Genomic DNA, 16998 nt, shown 5'->3' on the forward strand with positions numbered 1-16998 from the left:
TCAGCGCACCTTCAACGTGGCCAGTCCGACCAGGACCAGCACCACCGAAATGATCCAGAAACGCACGATCACGCGCGGCTCTGGCCAGCCCTTGAGCTCGAAGTGGTGGTGGATCGGCGCCATGCGGAACACGCGCTTGCCGGTCAGCTTGAAGCTGGCGACCTGGATCATCACCGACAGGGTCTCGATGACGAAGATGCCGCCCATGATCACCAGGACCAGTTCCTGGCGCACGATCACCGCGATGGTGCCGAGCACGGCGCCCAGCGCCAGCGCGCCGATGTCGCCCATGAACACCATCGCCGGGTAGGTGTTGAACCACAGGAAGCCCAGGCCCGCGCCGGCGATGGCCGCGCAGATGACCACCAGTTCGCCCGCGCCGGGCACCGCCGGGATCTGCAGGTATTTCGAAAATTCAGCGTGGCCCGAGGCGTAGGCAAACACGCCCAGCGCCGACGCCACCAGCACCGTGGGCATGATGGCCAGGCCGTCCAGGCCGTCGGTCAGGTTGACCGCGTTGGAGAAGCCGACGATCCACAGGTAGGCGATGGCGACGAAGCCAATGCCGGCCAGCGGCAGCGCGACGGCCTTGAAGAACGGCACGTAGAACGTGGTCGCGGCCGGCACGTCGGCATACAGGTACAGATACAGGCCGGCGCCCAGCCCGAACAGCGATTGCAGTGCGTACTTGGTGCGCGACTTCATGCCGTTGGGATCGCGCTTGACGATCTTGATCCAGTCATCCCACCAGCCGATCCAGCCGAAGGCGATCATCACCGCCAGGACCACCCACACGTACTTGTTGCGCAGGTCGCCCCACAGCAGCACCGAGGCGAGCACGGTGAGCAGGATCAGCGCACCGCCCATGGTCGGCGTGCCGGCCTTGGAGAAGTGCGACTGCGGACCGTCCTTGCGGATCGGCTGGCCGCCCTTGAGCTGGCCGAGGCGGCGGATCACCGCCGGGCCCCACCACAGCGACAGGGCCAGCGCGGTCAGCGCGCTGAGGATGCCGCGGAAAGTGAGGTAGTTGAACAGGCCGAACAGGCTCTGCAACTGCTCCAGCCAGCGCGCGAGTTCAAGCAGCATGGGTGTTCCCCTTTTCCGCGCCCAGCAGCGCGGTCACGATCTTGTCCATCGCGCTGCCGCGCGAGCCCTTGACCAGCACGCGCACGCCTTCGCGCAGGTCGGCGGCCAACGCCGTCGCCAGCGCCTCATGGCTGTCGAACTGCATCGCGCCTTCGCCGAAAGCGGTGGCGGCGGCCGCGCTCAGCGGCCCCAGCGAGTACAACCGGCGCAGGCCGGCGGCCTTGGCGCGGCGCCCGGCTTCGGCATGCATGGCCTCGGCGTCGTCGCCCAGTTCTCGCATGTCACCCAGCACCAGCCAGCCCTCGCCACCGCCGGCGGCCAGCGTGTCGATGGCGGCCGCGAGCGACCCGGGGTTGGCGTTGTAGCTGTCGTCAATCAGCACTGCACCGTTGCCGAGGCGGTGCGAGATCAGGCGGCCGGCCACCTGCTGCGCGGCGCTCAGGCCTTCGGCGATCACGTCCAGCGGCACGCCCAGCGCACCGGCCATGGCGGCGGCCGCCAGCGCATTGCGCACGTTGTGGCGGCCCGGCATGGCCAGCGTCACCGGCGCCTCGCCCGCGGGCGTGACCAGGATGAAACGCGAGCCGTCGGCATCGAGCACGATGTCGCGCGCGGTCACGTCGGCGCCGTGGTCCAGGCCGAAGTACACCAGTTGGCGACCGTGTGCGCGTTCGGCGAAGTACGGGGCGAAGGCGTCGTCGGCATTGATCACTGCGGTGCCGTCGGCAGGCAGCGCGTCGTAGATCGCGGCTTTGGTGTCGGCCACGGCCAGCAGGCTGCCCATGCGCTCCAGGTGGGCCGGCGCGATGTTGTTGACCAGCGACACGTCGGGACGCGCGACGCGGGTCAGGTAGGCGATGTCGCCCGGCTTGCCCGCGCCCATCTCGTACACCGCGTAGCGCGCGTCGTCCGGGGCGTCGATCACGGCGAGCGGCAGGCCGATCTCGTTGTTGCGGTTGCCCGGGTTGGCGTAGGTCTTGCCGGCACGCTCCAGGATCGACAGCACCAGCGTCTTTACGCTGGTCTTGCCGTTGCTGCCGGTGATGGCCACCACCTTGCCGCCCACGCGCTCGTGCTGCAGCGCTGCGGCGAGGTCGGCCAGCGCGCGCTCGGTGTCGTGCACCACCACCTGCGGCAGGTCCCAGCCGGCCACGCGTGCGGGCGCGTGGTGCGACACCAGCGCGGCCGTGGCGCCGGCTTCCGCGGCGTCCTGCAGGTGCTCATGGCCGTCGAAGCGCTCACCCTTGAGCGCAAGGAACAGCACGCCTTCGCCGTTGAAAAGCGTGCGGGTGTCCGTGGACACGGCGAAAACCTGGCGGTCGTCGCCCTCCAGGTGCCCACCCACCATGCGCGCGATCGTCGAGAGCCACAGCGTCTTCATGCGCGAGCCTCCAATGCAGCGCGCGCCACGTCCGTGTCGTCGAAGGGGTATTGCACGCCGTTGATCTCCTGGTACGGCTCGTGACCCTTGCCGGCCACCAGCACGATGTCGTCCGCCGCGGCGGCGGCCACGGCGAAGGCGATGGCCTTCGCACGGTCGCGCTGCACGTGGACGGCCTGCGGCGCGGCGAAGCCGGCCATGATGTCCTGCACGATCTGGTCGCCGTCCTCGGCGCGCGGGTTGTCGTCGGTGACCACGACGACGTCCGCCAGGCGCTCGGCGATCGCCGCCATCTGCGGGCGCTTGCCGCGGTCGCGCTCGCCGCCGCAACCGAACACGCACATCAGACGCGCCTCGGAATGCCCGCGCAGCGTGGCCAGCGCCTGCTCCAGCGCATCCGGCGTATGGGCGTAATCGATCACCACCAGCGGACGACGACCCGTCGGCCCTTCATCGCCGCCAAGGCGATTCATGCGGCCGTGGATGGGCTGCAGCCGGGCCAGCGTGGCGGCGATGTCCGCGGGCGCCTGGCCCAGTGCGTACAGGGTGGCCGCCACGGCCAGCAGGTTGTCGACGTTGAACCGGCCCAGCAACGGCGAAAGCACGGGGTGCACTTCGTCCGCCACGACCAGGTTGAAATGCAGGCCGCCCGCGTCCAGGCGCGGCGCCTCGGCGCGCACCACCGCCTCGGCATGCCCGCGCGAGCTGAAGCCGATGCAGCGCACGCCTTCGGCCAGCATGCCGGGCAGCGTGGCGCCGAAGGCGTCATCGAGGTTGACCACCGCGGCCTTGAGTCCCGGCCACTGGAACAGGCGCGCCTTGGCCGCGCCGTAGGTGCCCATGTCGCCGTGGTAGTCGAGATGGTCACGGGTGAGGTTGGTGAACACGGCGACGTCGTAATGCAGGCCGGCCACGCGGCCCTGGTCGAGCGCGTGCGAACTGACCTCCATGGCCACCGCCTTGGCGCCGGCCTCATGCAGCTCGGCGAGCAGGCTGTGGGTGCGCAGCACCAGCGGCGTCGTGAAACCGGTCGGGACGACGTGGCCGTACAGGCCCGTGCCCAGCGTACCCACGCTCCCCGCGGTGGTGCCCTGCAGCGTCCACGCCTGCGCGAGCAGCTGCACGGTGGAGGTCTTGCCGTTGGTGCCGGTGACCCCCACCAGGGTCATCGCCTCGGTGACACGGTCGTGGAAGGCGTCGGCGAGTTCACCCAGGCGCGCACGCAGGTCAGGCACCGCAATAGCGCCGGCCGGCGGCGCCAGGTGGTCCGGCGCCGGCGGCTCGAACAGCACGGCCACCGCGCCGGCGGCCAGCGCCTGCTCGGCGAACTGAAGGCCATGCGCACCGAAGCCGGCGATGGCCACGAAAGCGCAGCCCGGCGTGACCTCACGGCTGTCCATGACCAAACCGGAGATGCGCAGATCGCCGGGGATGCCGGCGACGTCGGGAAGCAGGGTGGCGAGCAGCTTGGTACCGCTCATGGCAGCCCTCCCACCACCGGGACCGGGCTCGGCAAGGTTGCCCCGGCCTGCGCGACGGCGGGCAGCACCGGGCCGTCCTTCGATGGCTTGCCGCCGTTGGCCCGGATGCGCTTGGCCTCCGCCTCGGCCTGTGCCGCCAGCCACGTGTCGATGTCGTCGGGCGCCACGTCCATCAGACGGAGCGAACCTTCCATCACGCTCTTGAACACCGGCGCGGACACCAGGCCACCGAAATAGCCCTTGCCCGGATCCGGATCGTCCACCACCACCACCATGGAGAAGCGGGGGCGATCCACGGGCACCAGGCCGGCAAAGAAGGACACGTAGCGCCGCGAGTAGCCGCCGGTGCTGTTGAACTTGCGCGCCGTGCCGGTCTTGCCTGCGACGTGGTAGCCCAGGATGGCCGCCTGCGTGGCGGTACCGCCTTCCTCGGTCACGGTCTGCATCATGCGCAGCACTTCGTTGGCGATCGCCGGCTCCAGCACCTGGCGCGACTCGCGCTCCTCGCCCTTCACGAAGGTCGGGCGGATCAGCTTGCCGCCGTTGCCCAACGCGGCATACGCCACGGCGATCTGCAGCGGGGTGGCCGACAGGCCGTAGCCGTACGACATGGTGGCCTTGGTGGTGCCGAACCATTTGGCCGGCGGCGACAGCAGGCCCGGCGACTCGCCCGGGAAGCCGCTCTGCGGCACCTGCCCGTAGCCGAAGCCGCGGATGAACTCGTAGAAATACTGGCTGTCCAGCTTGGCCGCGATCTGCGCCGCGCCCAGGTTGGAACTCTTGGTGATGATGCCGGTGGTGGTCTGGATGCCGTAGTTGCGGTGGTCGCGGATGGTGTAGCGGCGGTCCAGGGCCATGTAACCCGGGTTGAGGTCGAACACCGTGTTGGGCGTGATCACGCCCGCCTTGAGCCCGGCCGCCACGGTCAGCGGCTTCATGGTGGAGCCCGGCTCGACCACGTCGGTCACCGCGCGGTTGCGGTGGGCATCGATGTTGGTGCCACCGCCGGCATTGGGGTTGTACGTGGGCAGGTTGGCCATCGCCAGCACTTCGCCCGTCGCCACGTCCAGCACCACCACCGAGCCCGCGCTGGCGCCGGTGCGCAGCAGCGCGCTGCGCAGTTCGCGATGCGCCAGGTACTGGATGCGGCGGTCGATGGTCAGCGTCAGGTCCTTGCCGGGCTCGGCGGGGGTGACCAGGTCCACGCTCTCGACGATGTTGCCCTGGCGGTCGCGGATGACCCGCTTGCTGCCGGGCTTGCCGCGCAACCAGTCCTCAAAGGCCAGCTCGAGCCCTTCCTGGCCGCGATCGTCGATGTTGGTGAAGCCCAGCACGTGCGCCATCGCCTCACCCTGCGGGTAGAAGCGGCGGTACTCGCGCTGCGACGACACGCCCGGGATCTTCAGCGCGAGGATGCGCTTGGCCTCGTCCGGGTTGATGCGACGCTTGAGGTAGACGAATTCCTTGCCGGCCTTCTGCCCGACCTTGCGCGCCAGGTAGTCGGCGGGCACGCCCAGCGCCTGGGCCAGCTCCGGGATGCGTGCCGGGTTCTTCAGCAGCTCCTGCGGATTGGCCCAGATCGATTCCACCGGCGTCGACACCGCCAGCGGCTCGCCGTTGCGGTCGGTGATCATGCCGCGCGAGGTCGGGATCGGCAGTTCGCGCTTGAAGCGCGCTTCGCCCTGCTCACGGTAGAACTCGTTGTGCACCACCTGCAGGTCGAACGCGCGACCGACCAGCACCACCGAGCACAGGCCCAGCGCGCCACCGACCATCAGCAAACGGCCCCGCAGATCGAAGCCGCCGCGGTTGCGGCCGCGCCCGCGGCCACCGTCGCCGCGCAAAGCCTGCAGCCGCAAACGGATCGCGGCCAGCAGGCGCTGGCCGGCGGTGGCGTGGGGCTGCGCGTCGCGGCGGGTCATGGCCGGATCACCACGGTTTCGGCGCCTTCGGGAAACTTCATGCCGAGGCGGTCACGGGCCACCTGGTCGATGCGGTTGCTCTCCGCCCAGGTCGCCTGCTCCAACTGGAGCCTTCCGAATTCGATATTGAGGTCGTCGCGGGCCTTTTCCAGCTGGCTGAACTGGATGAACAGGCGGCGATGCTGGTGGCGGGCCTGCACCACCATCAGCGCCGAGATGAGGTTGGCCACGATCAGTGCGACCAGGGCGATGCGCAGGCTCATGCGGCCGCCCCCAACTTCTCGGCAACGCGCAGCACGGCGCTGCGGGCGCGCGGGTTGGTGGCGGTTTCCTCGTCAGTCGCCTTCTGCGCGCCGTCGATGGCCAGCAGCGTCGGCGTGAACGCCTGTTCCACCGGCATGCGACGGTTGGCCGGCGGGGCCTTGGAATGCTTGGCGATGAACTGCTTGACGATGCGGTCTTCCAGCGAATGGAAGCTGATCACCGCCAGCCGGCCGCCAGGCTTGAGGCGCGCCATCGCCGCGTCCAGACCGGCCTCGAGGTCGGCCAGCTCGCGGTTGATGAAGATGCGGATGGCCTGGAAGCTGCGCGTGGCCGGGTGGATCTTGCTGTCGCCGCGGGGCATGACCGAGGCGATCAGGTCGGCCAGCTGTGCGGTGCGAAGCAGCGGCTGCGCGTCGCGGCGGCTCACGATCGTGCGCGCGATCTTGCGGCTCTGGCGCTCCTCGCCGTAGGTCCACAGCACGTCGGCGATCTCGCGCTCGTCGGCGCGGGCCAGCCATTGCGCGGCGCTTTCGCCGGACTCGGGATCCATGCGCATGTCCAGCGGGCCGTCCTTGCCGAACGAAAAGCCGCGCTCGGCCTTGTCCAGCTGCGGCGAGGACACCCCCAGGTCGAACAGCACGCCGTCCAGCCCCTCGGCGGTGGCCGACCACTGCGCCAGTTCGGCGAAGCTGCCGCGGTAGATCGCGACGCGCGCGTCCGCGCCGAACTCTCGTTCGGCCACGGCGATCGCCTCGGGATCCTTGTCCATCACCAGCAGCTTCCCCTTGGGCCCCAACTGCGCCAGCACGCCGCGGGCGTGTCCACCCCGGCCGAACGTGCCATCCAGGTACGTGCCATCACCGATCACGCGCAGGCCTGCCAGCACCTGCGTGTACAAGACCGGGAGGTGGCCGGATGCCGCATGCGTGCGGTCCATGCCACCGCCCGTCACAACTGCAAATCGAGCAGCTCGTCGCTCAGATCGTCGTCAGTGATGACCTGACGGATCTGCTCGTGATGCGCGTGCTCGCTCCACAACTCGAACTTGTCGCCCATGCCCAGCAGCACGGCCTTCTTGTCGATGCCGACGGCGCTGCGGTGGCTGGGGGGAATGGTGATGCGGCTGTTGCCGTCCAGCTCGACGAAGTGGGCCGCGCCCACCAGCTTGAGCTGCATCACCCGGCTGAACTTCTTGACCCGCGGGAGCTTGTTGACGTCGTCGCGGACGCGCTCCCACACGTGCAGGGGGTAGATGTAGAGGGACCCGGATTCGAACGGGTTGTAGGTGATCACCAGCTTGTTGCCGCAATCGCGCGCGACGAGCTCGCGGTAGGCGGTGGGCACCGCCAGCCGGCCCTTCTCGTCGATCGTGATGGCGGTCTCGCCCTGGAACATTGAGCACCTTGTGTGCGCCACCTCTAAGCGGGCGGCTTCGCCACTGGAAAACCACAAAAAACCCGGATTTCCCTCTGATGCCCACCTTAGGCAGGCCCCAAGGGGTTGTCAACAACTTTCCAATGGGAATTTCACTTGGCGCATCAATGGCTTAAAGAGAACTTCACACTCTTATTCAAGACTTATCCACTAAGTCTTGTTTCGTCTCATTTTTTGAGATTCGGCACGTCTTCACGACCAGATAACAATCACTTGCGTGAGGTCGTTCTGGCTACCCCGGAGGTGCCGCACGGGATGCTGCACTGCGCCATAAGACGGGCCGCGGCGCGGGCGGGATGCCCGGGAAATGGAAAGTGGCGGAGCCGGCCGATAAGCCGGGTTCTGTCGTGGACAGTCATTCCTCTAGGCGCAGCGTCACCGCTGCGCTCAAGCAACCTACCCGGAGACACCGCGGGCCGCGGCATTGCCTCCCTATTTGGTCTTGCTCCCGGTGGGGTTTGCCGTGCCGGTCTGTTGCCAGACTCGCGGTGCGCTCTTACCGCACCGTTTCACCCTTGCCACGCGTCCGATGCTCTTTCGAACAGGGACCGTTCGGCGGTCTACTCTCTGTTGCACTTTCCGTCGGCTCGCGCCGCCCAGGCGTTACCTGGCACCGTGCCCTATGGAGCCCGGACTTTCCTCGGCATTCTTTCGAATGACGCGACTGTCTGGCCGGCTCCGCCGCAGTCATTCTCTCACGCTTTCAATGAGCGCTGGTCCAAAGCGGCAGCACTGTGTTCAGGTGCTTCGGCGGCGACTGTGCGTGGCAACGCGGCATCATTGCCCGTACAGCGCCTTCCGCGGGGCGCCGCTGAGCTCGGCAGCCAGTTTGGCGGCGGTGGACGGTGGCAGATGCTCGGCCAGCTTGGCGTACAGGCGCTTGCCTTCGGCCAGGCGCGCATCGGCGTCATCGCCCGCGCCTTCGACCATCACCACGAACTCGCCCTTGCGCTGGTTGGGGTCGGCCTGGACCTTGGCCAGCAGGTCGGCAAGGGTCCCGTCGAGTACGGTCTCGAACAGTTTGGTCAGCTCGCGCGCGATCACCGCCGGGCGCGCGGGGCCGAAGGCGGTGGCCATGTCCTCCAGCGCCTCGTCGATGCGGTGCGCGGACTCGTAGAACAGCAGGGTGCGCGGCTCGGCGGCCAGACGCGACAGGCGTTCGCGGCGCGCGGAGGCCTTGGCCGGCAGGAAGCCTTCGAAAGCGAAGCGGTCCGACGGCAGTCCGGCCACGCTCAACGCGGCGATGGCCGCGCAGGCGCCGGGCACCGGCGAGACCTTGATGCCGGCCGCGCGTGCGGCGCGGACTACGCGGAAGCCCGGGTCGCTGACCAGCGGCGTGCCTGCGTCGGAGACCAGCGCCAGCGACTCGCCGGCCTGCAGGCGTGCCACCAGTTGCGCGGCCTGTGCGTCCTCGTTGTGCTGGTGCAGCGCGACCAGCGGCCGCTCGAGGCCGAAGTGCGCGAGCAGCTGGCGGGTGTGGCGGGTGTCCTCGGCGCAGACCGCGGCCACCGTGCGCAGCGTCTCGAGCGCACGCGGGGACAGGTCGCCGAGGTTGCCGATGGGCGTGGCGACGACATGGAGGGTGCCGGGGGTGTGCATCGTGCTTCCACAGGGGGGACGGGTAGAATCGTAACCCGGTCCCCCCAAAACGCCGCGTGGCGGCGCCTGCATGCCGATGATGACTGTGTCGAGGAAGTGGATGTTCGCGCCGGTGCTGTTGGCGGCGCTCATCGGTGGCTGTGCCACGGCGCCCAGTGGCGGCCCGCGCACCGCGCAGCCCGCGCGATCGCCACAAATGCAGCAGGCGCAGGCGCTGGCAGTCGGTGCCGCCGCGCAGGCCGGCCCCGCGCGCAAGGCACAGGATGAGCAGATCGACCGCCTGCTGGCGCAACTCGACGACGCCACGCTTGCGCGCGAAGCCGCCGCCCTGCCGGCGGGTGACCCGCTGTACAACCACGCGGGGCGCGCGCTGCTGTTGCGCGGCCTGCCACTGCCCCGCCCCTTCGACCGCAGTGCGTGGAAGTTCGATGCCGGCATCCGTCCCGCCGCCGACCGCGACGGCTATCGGCCGCCGGTGAAGCTCGCCGTCCTGCTTCCGCTGTCCGGCAGCCTGGCAACGGCCGCGGCGCCGGTGCGCGATGGCCTGCTGGCGGGCTATTTCGCCGAATTGCGCGCCAAGCCTGAAATCCAGTTCTACGACACCGCCACCGGTGTGACGGCCGCGTACGAGCGGGCCGTGGCCGAAGGCAACGATTTCGTCGTTGGCCCCCTGGGGCGCGATGAGGTGACGACCGTCTTTTCCCGACCGTCGCTGCCGGTGCCGGTGCTGGCGCTCAACCGCGGCGACGTGCCGCCGCCCGCCGGCAATGCCAGCTTTTCGTTGACGCCCGAAGACGAAGGCGTCGCCGCGGCCGAATGGCTGCTCGCCCGCAAGGCGGCCCACGTCCTAGTGGTTGGTGGCGAGGACGACAGCCAGCGTCGGGCCACGCAGGCGATGCGCGAACGGCTGGCCGAACGCGGCGCCGTCGTCACCGATGTGGTCGGCAGCGCCACCCTGGATTACGCGCCGCATGCGCAGAAAGGCGTCGACGGCGTGTTCCTGGCGATCCGCGGCCCTGCCGCACGCGCCGTCATGGCGCGTCTCAGCCTGGCCGGACTGACCGGTAAGCCGGTGGTCGCGACGTCTCAATTGCTCTCCGGCACAGGCAACGCCGCGGAAGACGCAGCGCTGGATGGCATCGCCTTCCCCGCCGATGCTTGGTCGACGCAGGGCACCCGTGGGCTGCCGAGCGCGAGCGCCGCGGCGGCGATGCTGCCCACTGCCCGCGGTGCGGCGGCACGCCTGTTCGCCTTCGGCCATGACGCATGGCAGCTGACGGCGTACCTCGAACGTCTGGCCTTGGCAGCCGATGGCCGCATCCAAGGTGCCACGGGCACGCTGCGCATCGATGGGTTTGGCAACGTGCAGCGCACGCCCGCGTGGTCGACCTTCCGTGGCGGCGTCATCGTTCCGCTCTGACGCGGCCGCGCCGCGTGACCGGCGCGCCGTGGGCGCCTCTGTGGAGGCGGCGGCGCGCGACCGTCTGGTCGCCGAGGGCATGACGCCGGTCGCGGCCAATGTCGGCTACCGCCTGGGCGAGTTGGACCTGGTGATGCACGACGGCGAGAGCCTGGTGTTCGTCGAGGTGCGCTACCGGCGCGACGACCGCTTTGGCGGGGGCGCGGCTTCGGTGGACTGGCGCAAATGCCGCAAGCTCATCCGCGCCGCGGAGCTGTTCCTCATGCACCATCCGCGCTGGGCGAATGCCCCGTGCCGCTTCGACGTGATCGACGCCGAGGGCGACGCGGCCGCGCCGCGGCTGACCTGGCTGCGTGATGCGTTCCGGGTGGATGATGTGCGATGACCGGGACAGCGGTCGTCCCGGCAGCGATGCCTGTCGCCACCCATGGCGCCACCGCAACGCCATCGGTGCCACCCCTGGAATGACATGAGCACGCTGCCGCCATCGTTGTGTACTGCCTTGGCCGCGCTGCTGGGCGACGGTTGGCGTGACGATCCCAGTGAGCGCCTGGCCTACGCTTTCGACAATTCGCGCCGCGAGGCCTTGCCTGATGCCGTGGCGCTGCCCACCACGCGCGAGCAGGTGGTCGAATTGGTGTTGGCGTGCCGCGCGCACCGGGTGCCGCTGGTCGCACGCGGGCGCGGCACGAACACCACCGGGGCCACCGTGCCGGTGGCTGGCGGCGTGGTCGTTTCGTTCGAGCGCATGAACCGCATCCTCGCCATTCGCCCCGGTGACCGCTGCGTCGTGGTGGAACCGGGCGTGCTCAATGGCGACCTGCAGGCGGCACTGCAACCGCATGGGCTGTTCTGGCCACCGGACCCGACCAGCGCGGCCTTCAGCACAGTCGGGGGCAACCTGTCCTGCAACGCGGGGGGACCGCGCGCGGTGAAATACGGCGCGAGCCGCGACAACGTGCTCGCGCTCACCGCGGTGACCGGCGCGGGCGAGCTGATCGAATGCGGCACCGCCACCACCAAGGGCGCCACCGGCTATGACCTGCACCGGCTGCTGGTGGGCAGCGAGGGCACGCTGGCGCTGATCGTGGAGGCCAGCCTGCGACTGACGCCCGCGCCTTCCGCACGCCGCGCGCTGCGCGCGATCTACCGCGACGTCTCCAGCGCCGCACAAGCGGTCGCGCGGCTGATGGCGCAGCCGGTCACGCCGTCGATGCTGGAGTTCATGGATGCGCACGCCGTGGGGCTGGCGCGCGACGTTGGCGGGGCGGACCTGCCGGCCGACGCCGGTGCGCTGCTGATGATCGAAGCCGACGGCGACCCGGAAACGCTGCCGCACGACATGGAGGCGCTGGCCCGCGCGGCCGAAGGCAACGGACTGGTTTCGCTCGACGATGCCGCCGACGAAGCGGCCCGCGCGAAGTTGTGGGCGGCGCGCAAGGCCCTGTCGCCCGCGCTGCGGACGCTGGCGCCGGGCAAGATCAACGAGGACGTGGTAGTGCCCGTTTCGCGCATTCCGGCGCTGGTGGATGGCGTGCAGGCCTTGGCGCGCGAATTCGACCTGCCCATCGTCTGCTTCGGCCATGCCGGCAACGGCAACCTGCACGTCAACCTGATGTACGACCCGGCCAATGCGGCGCAATCGGAACGCGCGCGCGCGGCGATGGCCCGCGTGTTCGCGCTGGCGGTATCGCTGGGCGGCACGCTCTCGGGCGAACACGGCATCGGCCTGGCCAAACGCGACTTCATGCCGCAGGCGATTACGCCACCCACGCTGGCGCTGATGCGGCAGCTGAAGGCGGTGTTCGACCCGGACGGCATTCTCAATCCGGGAAAGCTGCTTCCACCCTGACGGCGCACGCTGCCACGTGGCCTCCATATCCCCGGTTGCTACGCTGCCGCCGTCGATTCCCTTCCGCGAGGGCCAGCACCCGTGAGTCGCCCATTGGACCGCCTGCTGCGCGACATCCGCGCCTGCCGCATCTGCGAGGCGCACCTGCCGCTCGGTCCCAATCCGGTGCTGCGCGCCAGCGCCACGGCGCGGCTACTGGTGGTCGGCCAAGCGCCGGGGACCAAGGTGCATGCCACCGGCATCCCCTGGAATGACGCCAGCGGCAAGCGGCTGCGCGAATGGCTGGGTATGGACGCGGAGGCGTTTTACGACGAGCGCCGCGTCGCGATCGTGCCGATGGGATTCTGCTACCCCGGCCGGGGCCCGTCCGGTGACCTGCCGCCACGGCCCGAGTGCCGCGCCACGTGGCATCCGAAGCTGCTGCCGCTCCTGCCCGAGATTCGCCTGACGCTGCTGATCGGCCAGTACGCGCACGCCTATTTCCTGGGGACACGGCGCAAGGCCACGCTAACCGACACGGTACGCGCGTGGCGCGACTACCTGCCGGACTTCCTGCCCCTGCCTCACCCGAGTCCGCGCAATGTGGGCTGGTTCAAGGCCAATCCGTGGTTCGAGGCGGGAACGGTGCCCGCGCTGCGCGAGCGCGTACACGAACTGCTGGGTTGAAGGCGCGGCAGCGCGTGGCGGCTCAACCCTGGAAATGCTCGTAGCCCAATCGATCGGGCACCCAGAGCGCGCCGGTGCGATCGTGCAGCGTCACTCGACCCGACGCTGCGGTGACGACACCGATGCGGGTCATCCGCACGCCGTGGCCGGCAGCCATCTGCTCCAAGGCCTCGCGCGCGGCGGCAGGTGCGGTGAAGCAAAGTTCGTAGTCATCACCGCCGCTGGACTGCAACTGCGGCAACTCCGCGCCTGCAAAGCTGACGCGCAAGGCGTCCGAGGCAGGCAGCGCGGCCACCTGCAGCTCGATCCCGACACCACTGGCCTGTGCAACGTGCGTCAGGTCAGCCACCAGGCCGTCGGAGACATCGATGCAGGCCTGCGCCTGGCCCTCAAGCGCCTGGCCCAGCGCGACCCTTGGCGTTGGCCGGTCCAGGCGATCTCGCAATGCCGGCGTCATCGGCACGCCAGCGTGCCATTGCGCAAGCGCGCCGGCGGCATCGCCCAGCGTGCCGCTGACCCAAACGTCATCGCCCACCCGTGCGGCATCGCGGCGCAGTGCGCGTCCAGGCGCGACAAAGCCATGCACGGTGACGCACACCGACAAGGGCCCGCGGGTGGTGTCGCCTCCGACGAGGGCGACGGCATGCTGGCGCGCCAGCGCAAGGAATCCGTCGAGGAATGCATCAACCCACGCGGCGTCACTTTCCGGCAGCGACAGCGACAGCGTGCACCACGCGGGGGTGGCGCCCATTGCAGCGAGGTCGGAAAGGTTGACGGCCAGCGCCTTCCAGCCGATGTCGGCAGGCGCGGTTTCAGCGGGGAAATGCACGCCCGCGTTGAGCGTGTCCATCGCCACCACCAGCTGTTGGCCGGGTGGCGGCTGCAGGAGGGCAGCGTCGTCGCCGATGCCCAGCACCACGTCATCGCGCGTGGCCACGCGCTGCTGGATGCGGGCGATCAGGTCGAATTCGGCGGAGCCGCCCATGGGGCTCAGCGTGAGCGGCCGGCGCCCACTTCCACCGCGCGCCACGCCGCGGCGGCATGGTCCAGCACGCCGTTGACGTAGGTGTGGCCGTGCTCGGCGCCGAAGCGCTTGACGGACTCGATGGCCTCGTTGATGACCACGCGGTAGGGCACGTCCGGACGCAGGCGCAGCTCGTAGGCGGCGATGCGCAGCGCGGCGCGCTCCACCGGGTCCACCTGCTCCACTTCGCGGTCGAGGAACGGGGCCAGGGCCTCGTCCAGCGCCTTCACGTGTTCGTCCACGCCACGCACCAGATCCTCGAAATACGCGAGATCGGCAGGCTCCTTGGCCTGCTCGTGGGCGAACTGGGCAATCACGTCGTTGACCTTGGCGCCCGAGAGCTGCCAGGCGTACACCGCCTGCAGCGCGCGACGGCGCGCACGCGAGCGGGCGACGGGATCCACGCCATCGGGGCGGCGGCGATTGTTCATTCCAGCACCTCCAGCAGGTCCTGCGCGGCGGGCAACTGGTCCAGCAGGTGGCACATCTCGATCACCACCAGCGCGGCCTCCTCGCCCTTGTTGCCATGGCTGCCGCCGGCGCGGGCCTCGGCATCCTCGAAACGGTCCACGGCAAGCACGCCGTTGGCCACCGGCAGGCCGTAGTCCAGCGCGACGCGCATCAGCCCCTCGGAGCAGCCATCGGCCACCTGCTCGTAGTGGCGGGTGTCGCCACGCACCACGCAGCCAAGCGCCACCACGGCGGCGTGCTGGCCCGCGGCGGCGATGCGCGCGGCTGTCACGGGGATCTCCCATGCGCCCGGCACGCGGATCACGTCCACCGCGTCCTCGGCTACGCCGTTCTCGGAGAAGGTCTTGCGCGCGCCCGCCACCAGGGTGTCGGTGATGCGCGGGTTCCAGCGGCTGGCGATGATGGCGTAGCGCGCGCCGGTGGGGCTGCGCAGGTCGCCTTCGATATGGGGCATGTGGGGGGCCGGTCGTCAGGTCAAGAGGGTTAGTTTAGCGGCTGGGCGCGAAACCCGTGGTGTTGCCACGGGTTCTGGGGTCACGTCGCTGCCGCAAGGGCACGCCGCGGGCGACATCCGGACCGGCAGGTCGCGGCCGCCGTCGGGGCTCAGAGCCCGTGCGGGTCCACGTATTCCACGACCTCCAGGCCGAAGCCGGCCAGGCCGATCTGCTTGCGCGGGGTGCCCAGCACGCGCAACTGGCCCAGGCCCAGGTCGGCCAGGATCTGCGCGCCGGCACCGGTGCGGCGCCACTCGGTCAGGGCGTGTCCGGCACCCGGGGTCAGCTCCTCCTGCTGGGCAGGTGCACGCACGCGGGCGAGCAGCGCCTCCGGGGTAGCCGTGTCAGCCAGCACCACCAGCGCGCCGCGGCCTTCGCGGGCGATGGCGCCCAGCACGTCCCCCACTGCCGGGCCGAAGTCCGGCCGGCGCCAGTGGAGCGCATCGGCCAGCAGGTTCTGCACGTGCACGCGCACCAGCGTGGGCTGCGCCTTGTCCGGGGTGCCACGCAGCAGGGCGAAGTGCAGCGCGTGGCTGAGGCGGTCGCGGTAGGTGGTCAGCTGGAACGGGCCGTGCTCGGTGTCGATCTCGCGGCTGTCCACGCGCTCGACGGTGTGCTCGGTGGCCAAGCGGTAGCGGATCAGCTCCTCAATCGAGCCGATCTTCAGCCCGTGTTCCTTGGCGAAGGCTTCCAGCTGCGGGCGGCGCGCCATGCTGCCGTCGGCGTTGAGGATCTCCACCAGCACGCCCGAGGGCTCCAGGCCGGCGAGCAGCGCCAGGTCGCTGGCGGCCTCGGTGTGGCCGGCGCGGTTGAGCACGCCGCCCGGCTGCGCCTGCAGCGGAAAGATGTGGCCCGGCTGGCTGAGGTCTTCGGGGCCGGCGTCGGGGCGCACGGCGGTGCGCACGGTGTGGGCGCGGTCGTAGGCGCTGATGCCGGTGGTCACGCCCTCGGCCGCCTCGATGCTGACGGTGAAGTTGGTGTGGTGCGGCGAGGTGTTGTCGCGCACCATCGGCGGCAGGCCCAGCTGGCGGCAGCGTTCGCGGGTGAGCGACAGGCACACCAGGCCGCGCGCATGCGTGACCATGAAGTTGATGTCCTGCGGCCGCACCAGTTCGGCGGCCATGATCAGATCGCCTTCGTTCTCGCGGTCCTCGTCATCGACGATCACGACCATGCGGCCGGCGCGAATTTCCTCGAGGATTTCGGGGATGGGGGCGAAGCTCATGCGGGTTCTCCAGCGGCGGTGCCGCTTGCGAAATGGTCGTCGGTGGCGGTGGCGCGGTGGGCGAACAGGCGCTCGGCGTAGCGCGCGACCAGATCCACCTCGAGGTTGACCGCATCGCCGACATTGGTCTGCTGGAAGGCGGTGTGCGACACGGTGTGCGGGATCAGCGCGACTTCGAAGCCCGTGTCATCGACCTCGTTGACGGTGAGGCTGACGCCATCGACGCAAATCGAGCCCTTCTTGGCGATGTAGCGCAGCAGCGCGGTGGGCGCACTGAAACGCCAGCGCAGCGCGCGCGCGTCCTCGGTGATGCGCTCGACGCGGCCCACGCCATCGACATGGCCGCTGACGATGTGGCCGCCGAGGCGGTCGGTGGGGCGCATGGCGCGCTCGAGGTTGACCATGGCGCCTTCGGCCAGTGCGCCGAGGGTGGTCAGCGCCAGGGTCTCGGTGGAGGCGTCGGCCTCGAACGCGGTGGCGTCGAAGGCGATGACGGTCAGGCAGGTGCCGTTGACCGCGATGCTCTCGCCCAGTCGCACATCGTCGAACGGCAGGCTGCCGACCTCGATGCGCAGGCGGGCGTCGCCGCCGCGCAGTTCACGCGTGGCCAGCCGGCCGACGCCTTCGATGATGCCGGTGAACATCAGGCGGCACCCACGGGTTGGCGCGGGGCCGCGGC

General features: G+C 69.9%; 17 protein-coding genes and 1 other RNA gene. 4 read left to right on the plus strand and 14 right to left on the minus strand.

Annotated features, from left to right (window positions below; all coding sequences use genetic code 11):
• From mraY to rsmI, 9 genes are all read right to left on the minus strand, one after another.
• Complete coding sequence (gene mraY / locus ACYVBS_RS12225; protein ID WP_460823943.1) at nt 1-1086, minus strand: phospho-N-acetylmuramoyl-pentapeptide-transferase; 1086 nt, start codon at nt 1084-1086, stop codon at nt 1-3.
• Complete coding sequence (locus ACYVBS_RS12230; RefSeq protein WP_460823944.1) at nt 1076-2467, minus strand: UDP-N-acetylmuramoyl-tripeptide--D-alanyl-D-alanine ligase; 1392 nt, start codon at nt 2465-2467, stop codon at nt 1076-1078. The genes mraY and ACYVBS_RS12230 overlap by 11 nt, the downstream gene beginning before the upstream one ends.
• Nucleotides 2464-3948, minus strand: a complete 1485-nt coding sequence (locus ACYVBS_RS12235) for a UDP-N-acetylmuramoyl-L-alanyl-D-glutamate--2,6-diaminopimelate ligase (RefSeq protein ID WP_460823945.1) — start codon at nt 3946-3948, stop codon at nt 2464-2466. Before ACYVBS_RS12235 ends, ACYVBS_RS12230 begins: the two co-directional genes overlap by 4 nt.
• Nucleotides 3945-5723 carry a peptidoglycan D,D-transpeptidase FtsI family protein gene (locus ACYVBS_RS12240; protein WP_460824063.1) on the minus strand — a complete coding sequence of 593 codons (1779 nt, stop codon included), beginning with the start codon at nt 5721-5723 and terminating at the stop codon, nt 3945-3947. The genes ACYVBS_RS12235 and ACYVBS_RS12240 overlap by 4 nt, the downstream gene beginning before the upstream one ends.
• Before the next feature lie 143 nt (nt 5724-5866).
• A complete protein-coding gene (gene ftsL / locus ACYVBS_RS12245) occupies nt 5867-6133 on the minus strand; it encodes a cell division protein FtsL (RefSeq protein ID WP_460823946.1) in 267 nt (88 codons plus the stop codon).
• Nucleotides 6130-7071 carry a 16S rRNA (cytosine(1402)-N(4))-methyltransferase RsmH gene (gene rsmH, locus ACYVBS_RS12250; protein ID WP_460823947.1) on the minus strand — a complete coding sequence of 314 codons (942 nt, stop codon included), beginning with the start codon at nt 7069-7071 and terminating at the stop codon, nt 6130-6132. The genes ftsL and rsmH overlap by 4 nt, the downstream gene beginning before the upstream one ends.
• An 11-nt stretch (nt 7072-7082) precedes the next feature.
• Nucleotides 7083-7529 (minus strand): division/cell wall cluster transcriptional repressor MraZ, encoded by a 447-nt coding sequence (mraZ, locus tag ACYVBS_RS12255; RefSeq protein WP_460823948.1) that lies wholly within the window; start codon nt 7527-7529, stop codon nt 7083-7085.
• A gap of 354 nt (nt 7530-7883) precedes the next feature.
• Nucleotides 7884-8248, minus strand: an RNA gene (gene rnpB / locus ACYVBS_RS12260) — RNase P RNA component class A.
• Nucleotides 8249-8345: 97 nt separating this feature from the next.
• On the minus strand, nt 8346-9167 hold the full coding sequence (gene rsmI / locus ACYVBS_RS12265) for a 16S rRNA (cytidine(1402)-2'-O)-methyltransferase (RefSeq protein ID WP_460823949.1): 822 nt from the start codon (nt 9165-9167) through the stop codon (nt 8346-8348).
• A 79-nt stretch (nt 9168-9246) separates the two neighbouring features.
• Between rsmI and ACYVBS_RS12270 the strand changes: the two genes are divergently transcribed.
• The 4 genes from ACYVBS_RS12270 to ACYVBS_RS12285 all read left to right on the plus strand — a co-directional run bounded on the left by ACYVBS_RS12270 (nt 9247) and on the right by ACYVBS_RS12285 (nt 13105).
• Nucleotides 9247-10587, plus strand: a complete 1341-nt coding sequence (locus tag ACYVBS_RS12270; protein WP_460823950.1) for a penicillin-binding protein activator — start codon at nt 9247-9249, stop codon at nt 10585-10587.
• Entirely contained in the window at nt 10562-10972 is a 411-nt protein-coding gene (locus ACYVBS_RS12275) for a YraN family protein (protein WP_460823952.1), read from the plus strand. The genes ACYVBS_RS12270 and ACYVBS_RS12275 overlap by 26 nt, the downstream gene beginning before the upstream one ends.
• A gap of 84 nt (nt 10973-11056) precedes the next feature.
• Nucleotides 11057-12439 carry an FAD-binding oxidoreductase gene (locus ACYVBS_RS12280; RefSeq protein WP_460823953.1) on the plus strand — a complete coding sequence of 461 codons (1383 nt, stop codon included), beginning with the start codon at nt 11057-11059 and terminating at the stop codon, nt 12437-12439.
• 81 nt (nt 12440-12520) lie between these two features.
• Nucleotides 12521-13105 carry a uracil-DNA glycosylase family protein gene (locus ACYVBS_RS12285; RefSeq protein WP_460823954.1) on the plus strand — a complete coding sequence of 195 codons (585 nt, stop codon included), beginning with the start codon at nt 12521-12523 and terminating at the stop codon, nt 13103-13105.
• A gap of 22 nt (nt 13106-13127) precedes the next feature.
• Here ACYVBS_RS12285 and thiL read toward each other — a convergent pair whose 3' ends face one another.
• The 5 genes from thiL to ACYVBS_RS12310 form a co-directional block, all read right to left on the minus strand.
• Nucleotides 13128-14090 (minus strand): thiamine-phosphate kinase, encoded by a 963-nt coding sequence (thiL, locus tag ACYVBS_RS12290; protein ID WP_460823955.1) that lies wholly within the window; start codon nt 14088-14090, stop codon nt 13128-13130.
• A 5-nt stretch (nt 14091-14095) separates the two neighbouring features.
• Nucleotides 14096-14560, minus strand: a complete 465-nt coding sequence (gene nusB, locus ACYVBS_RS12295; protein ID WP_460823956.1) for a transcription antitermination factor NusB — start codon at nt 14558-14560, stop codon at nt 14096-14098.
• The gene (gene ribH / locus ACYVBS_RS12300; RefSeq protein WP_460823957.1) at nt 14557-15054 is read right to left on the minus strand and encodes a 6,7-dimethyl-8-ribityllumazine synthase; all 498 of its coding nucleotides are present in this window, start codon (nt 15052-15054) and stop codon (nt 14557-14559) included. Before ribH ends, nusB begins: the two co-directional genes overlap by 4 nt.
• Nucleotides 15055-15203: 149 nt before the next feature.
• Entirely contained in the window at nt 15204-16319 is a 1116-nt protein-coding gene (gene ribB, locus ACYVBS_RS12305) for a 3,4-dihydroxy-2-butanone-4-phosphate synthase (protein ID WP_460823958.1), read from the minus strand.
• Entirely contained in the window at nt 16316-16963 is a 648-nt protein-coding gene (locus ACYVBS_RS12310; RefSeq protein WP_460823959.1) for a riboflavin synthase, read from the minus strand. The genes ribB and ACYVBS_RS12310 overlap by 4 nt, the downstream gene beginning before the upstream one ends.
• Nucleotides 16964-16998: the final 35 nt, after the last annotated feature.

The sequence above is a fragment of the Lysobacter olei genome (genome assembly GCF_054777355.1).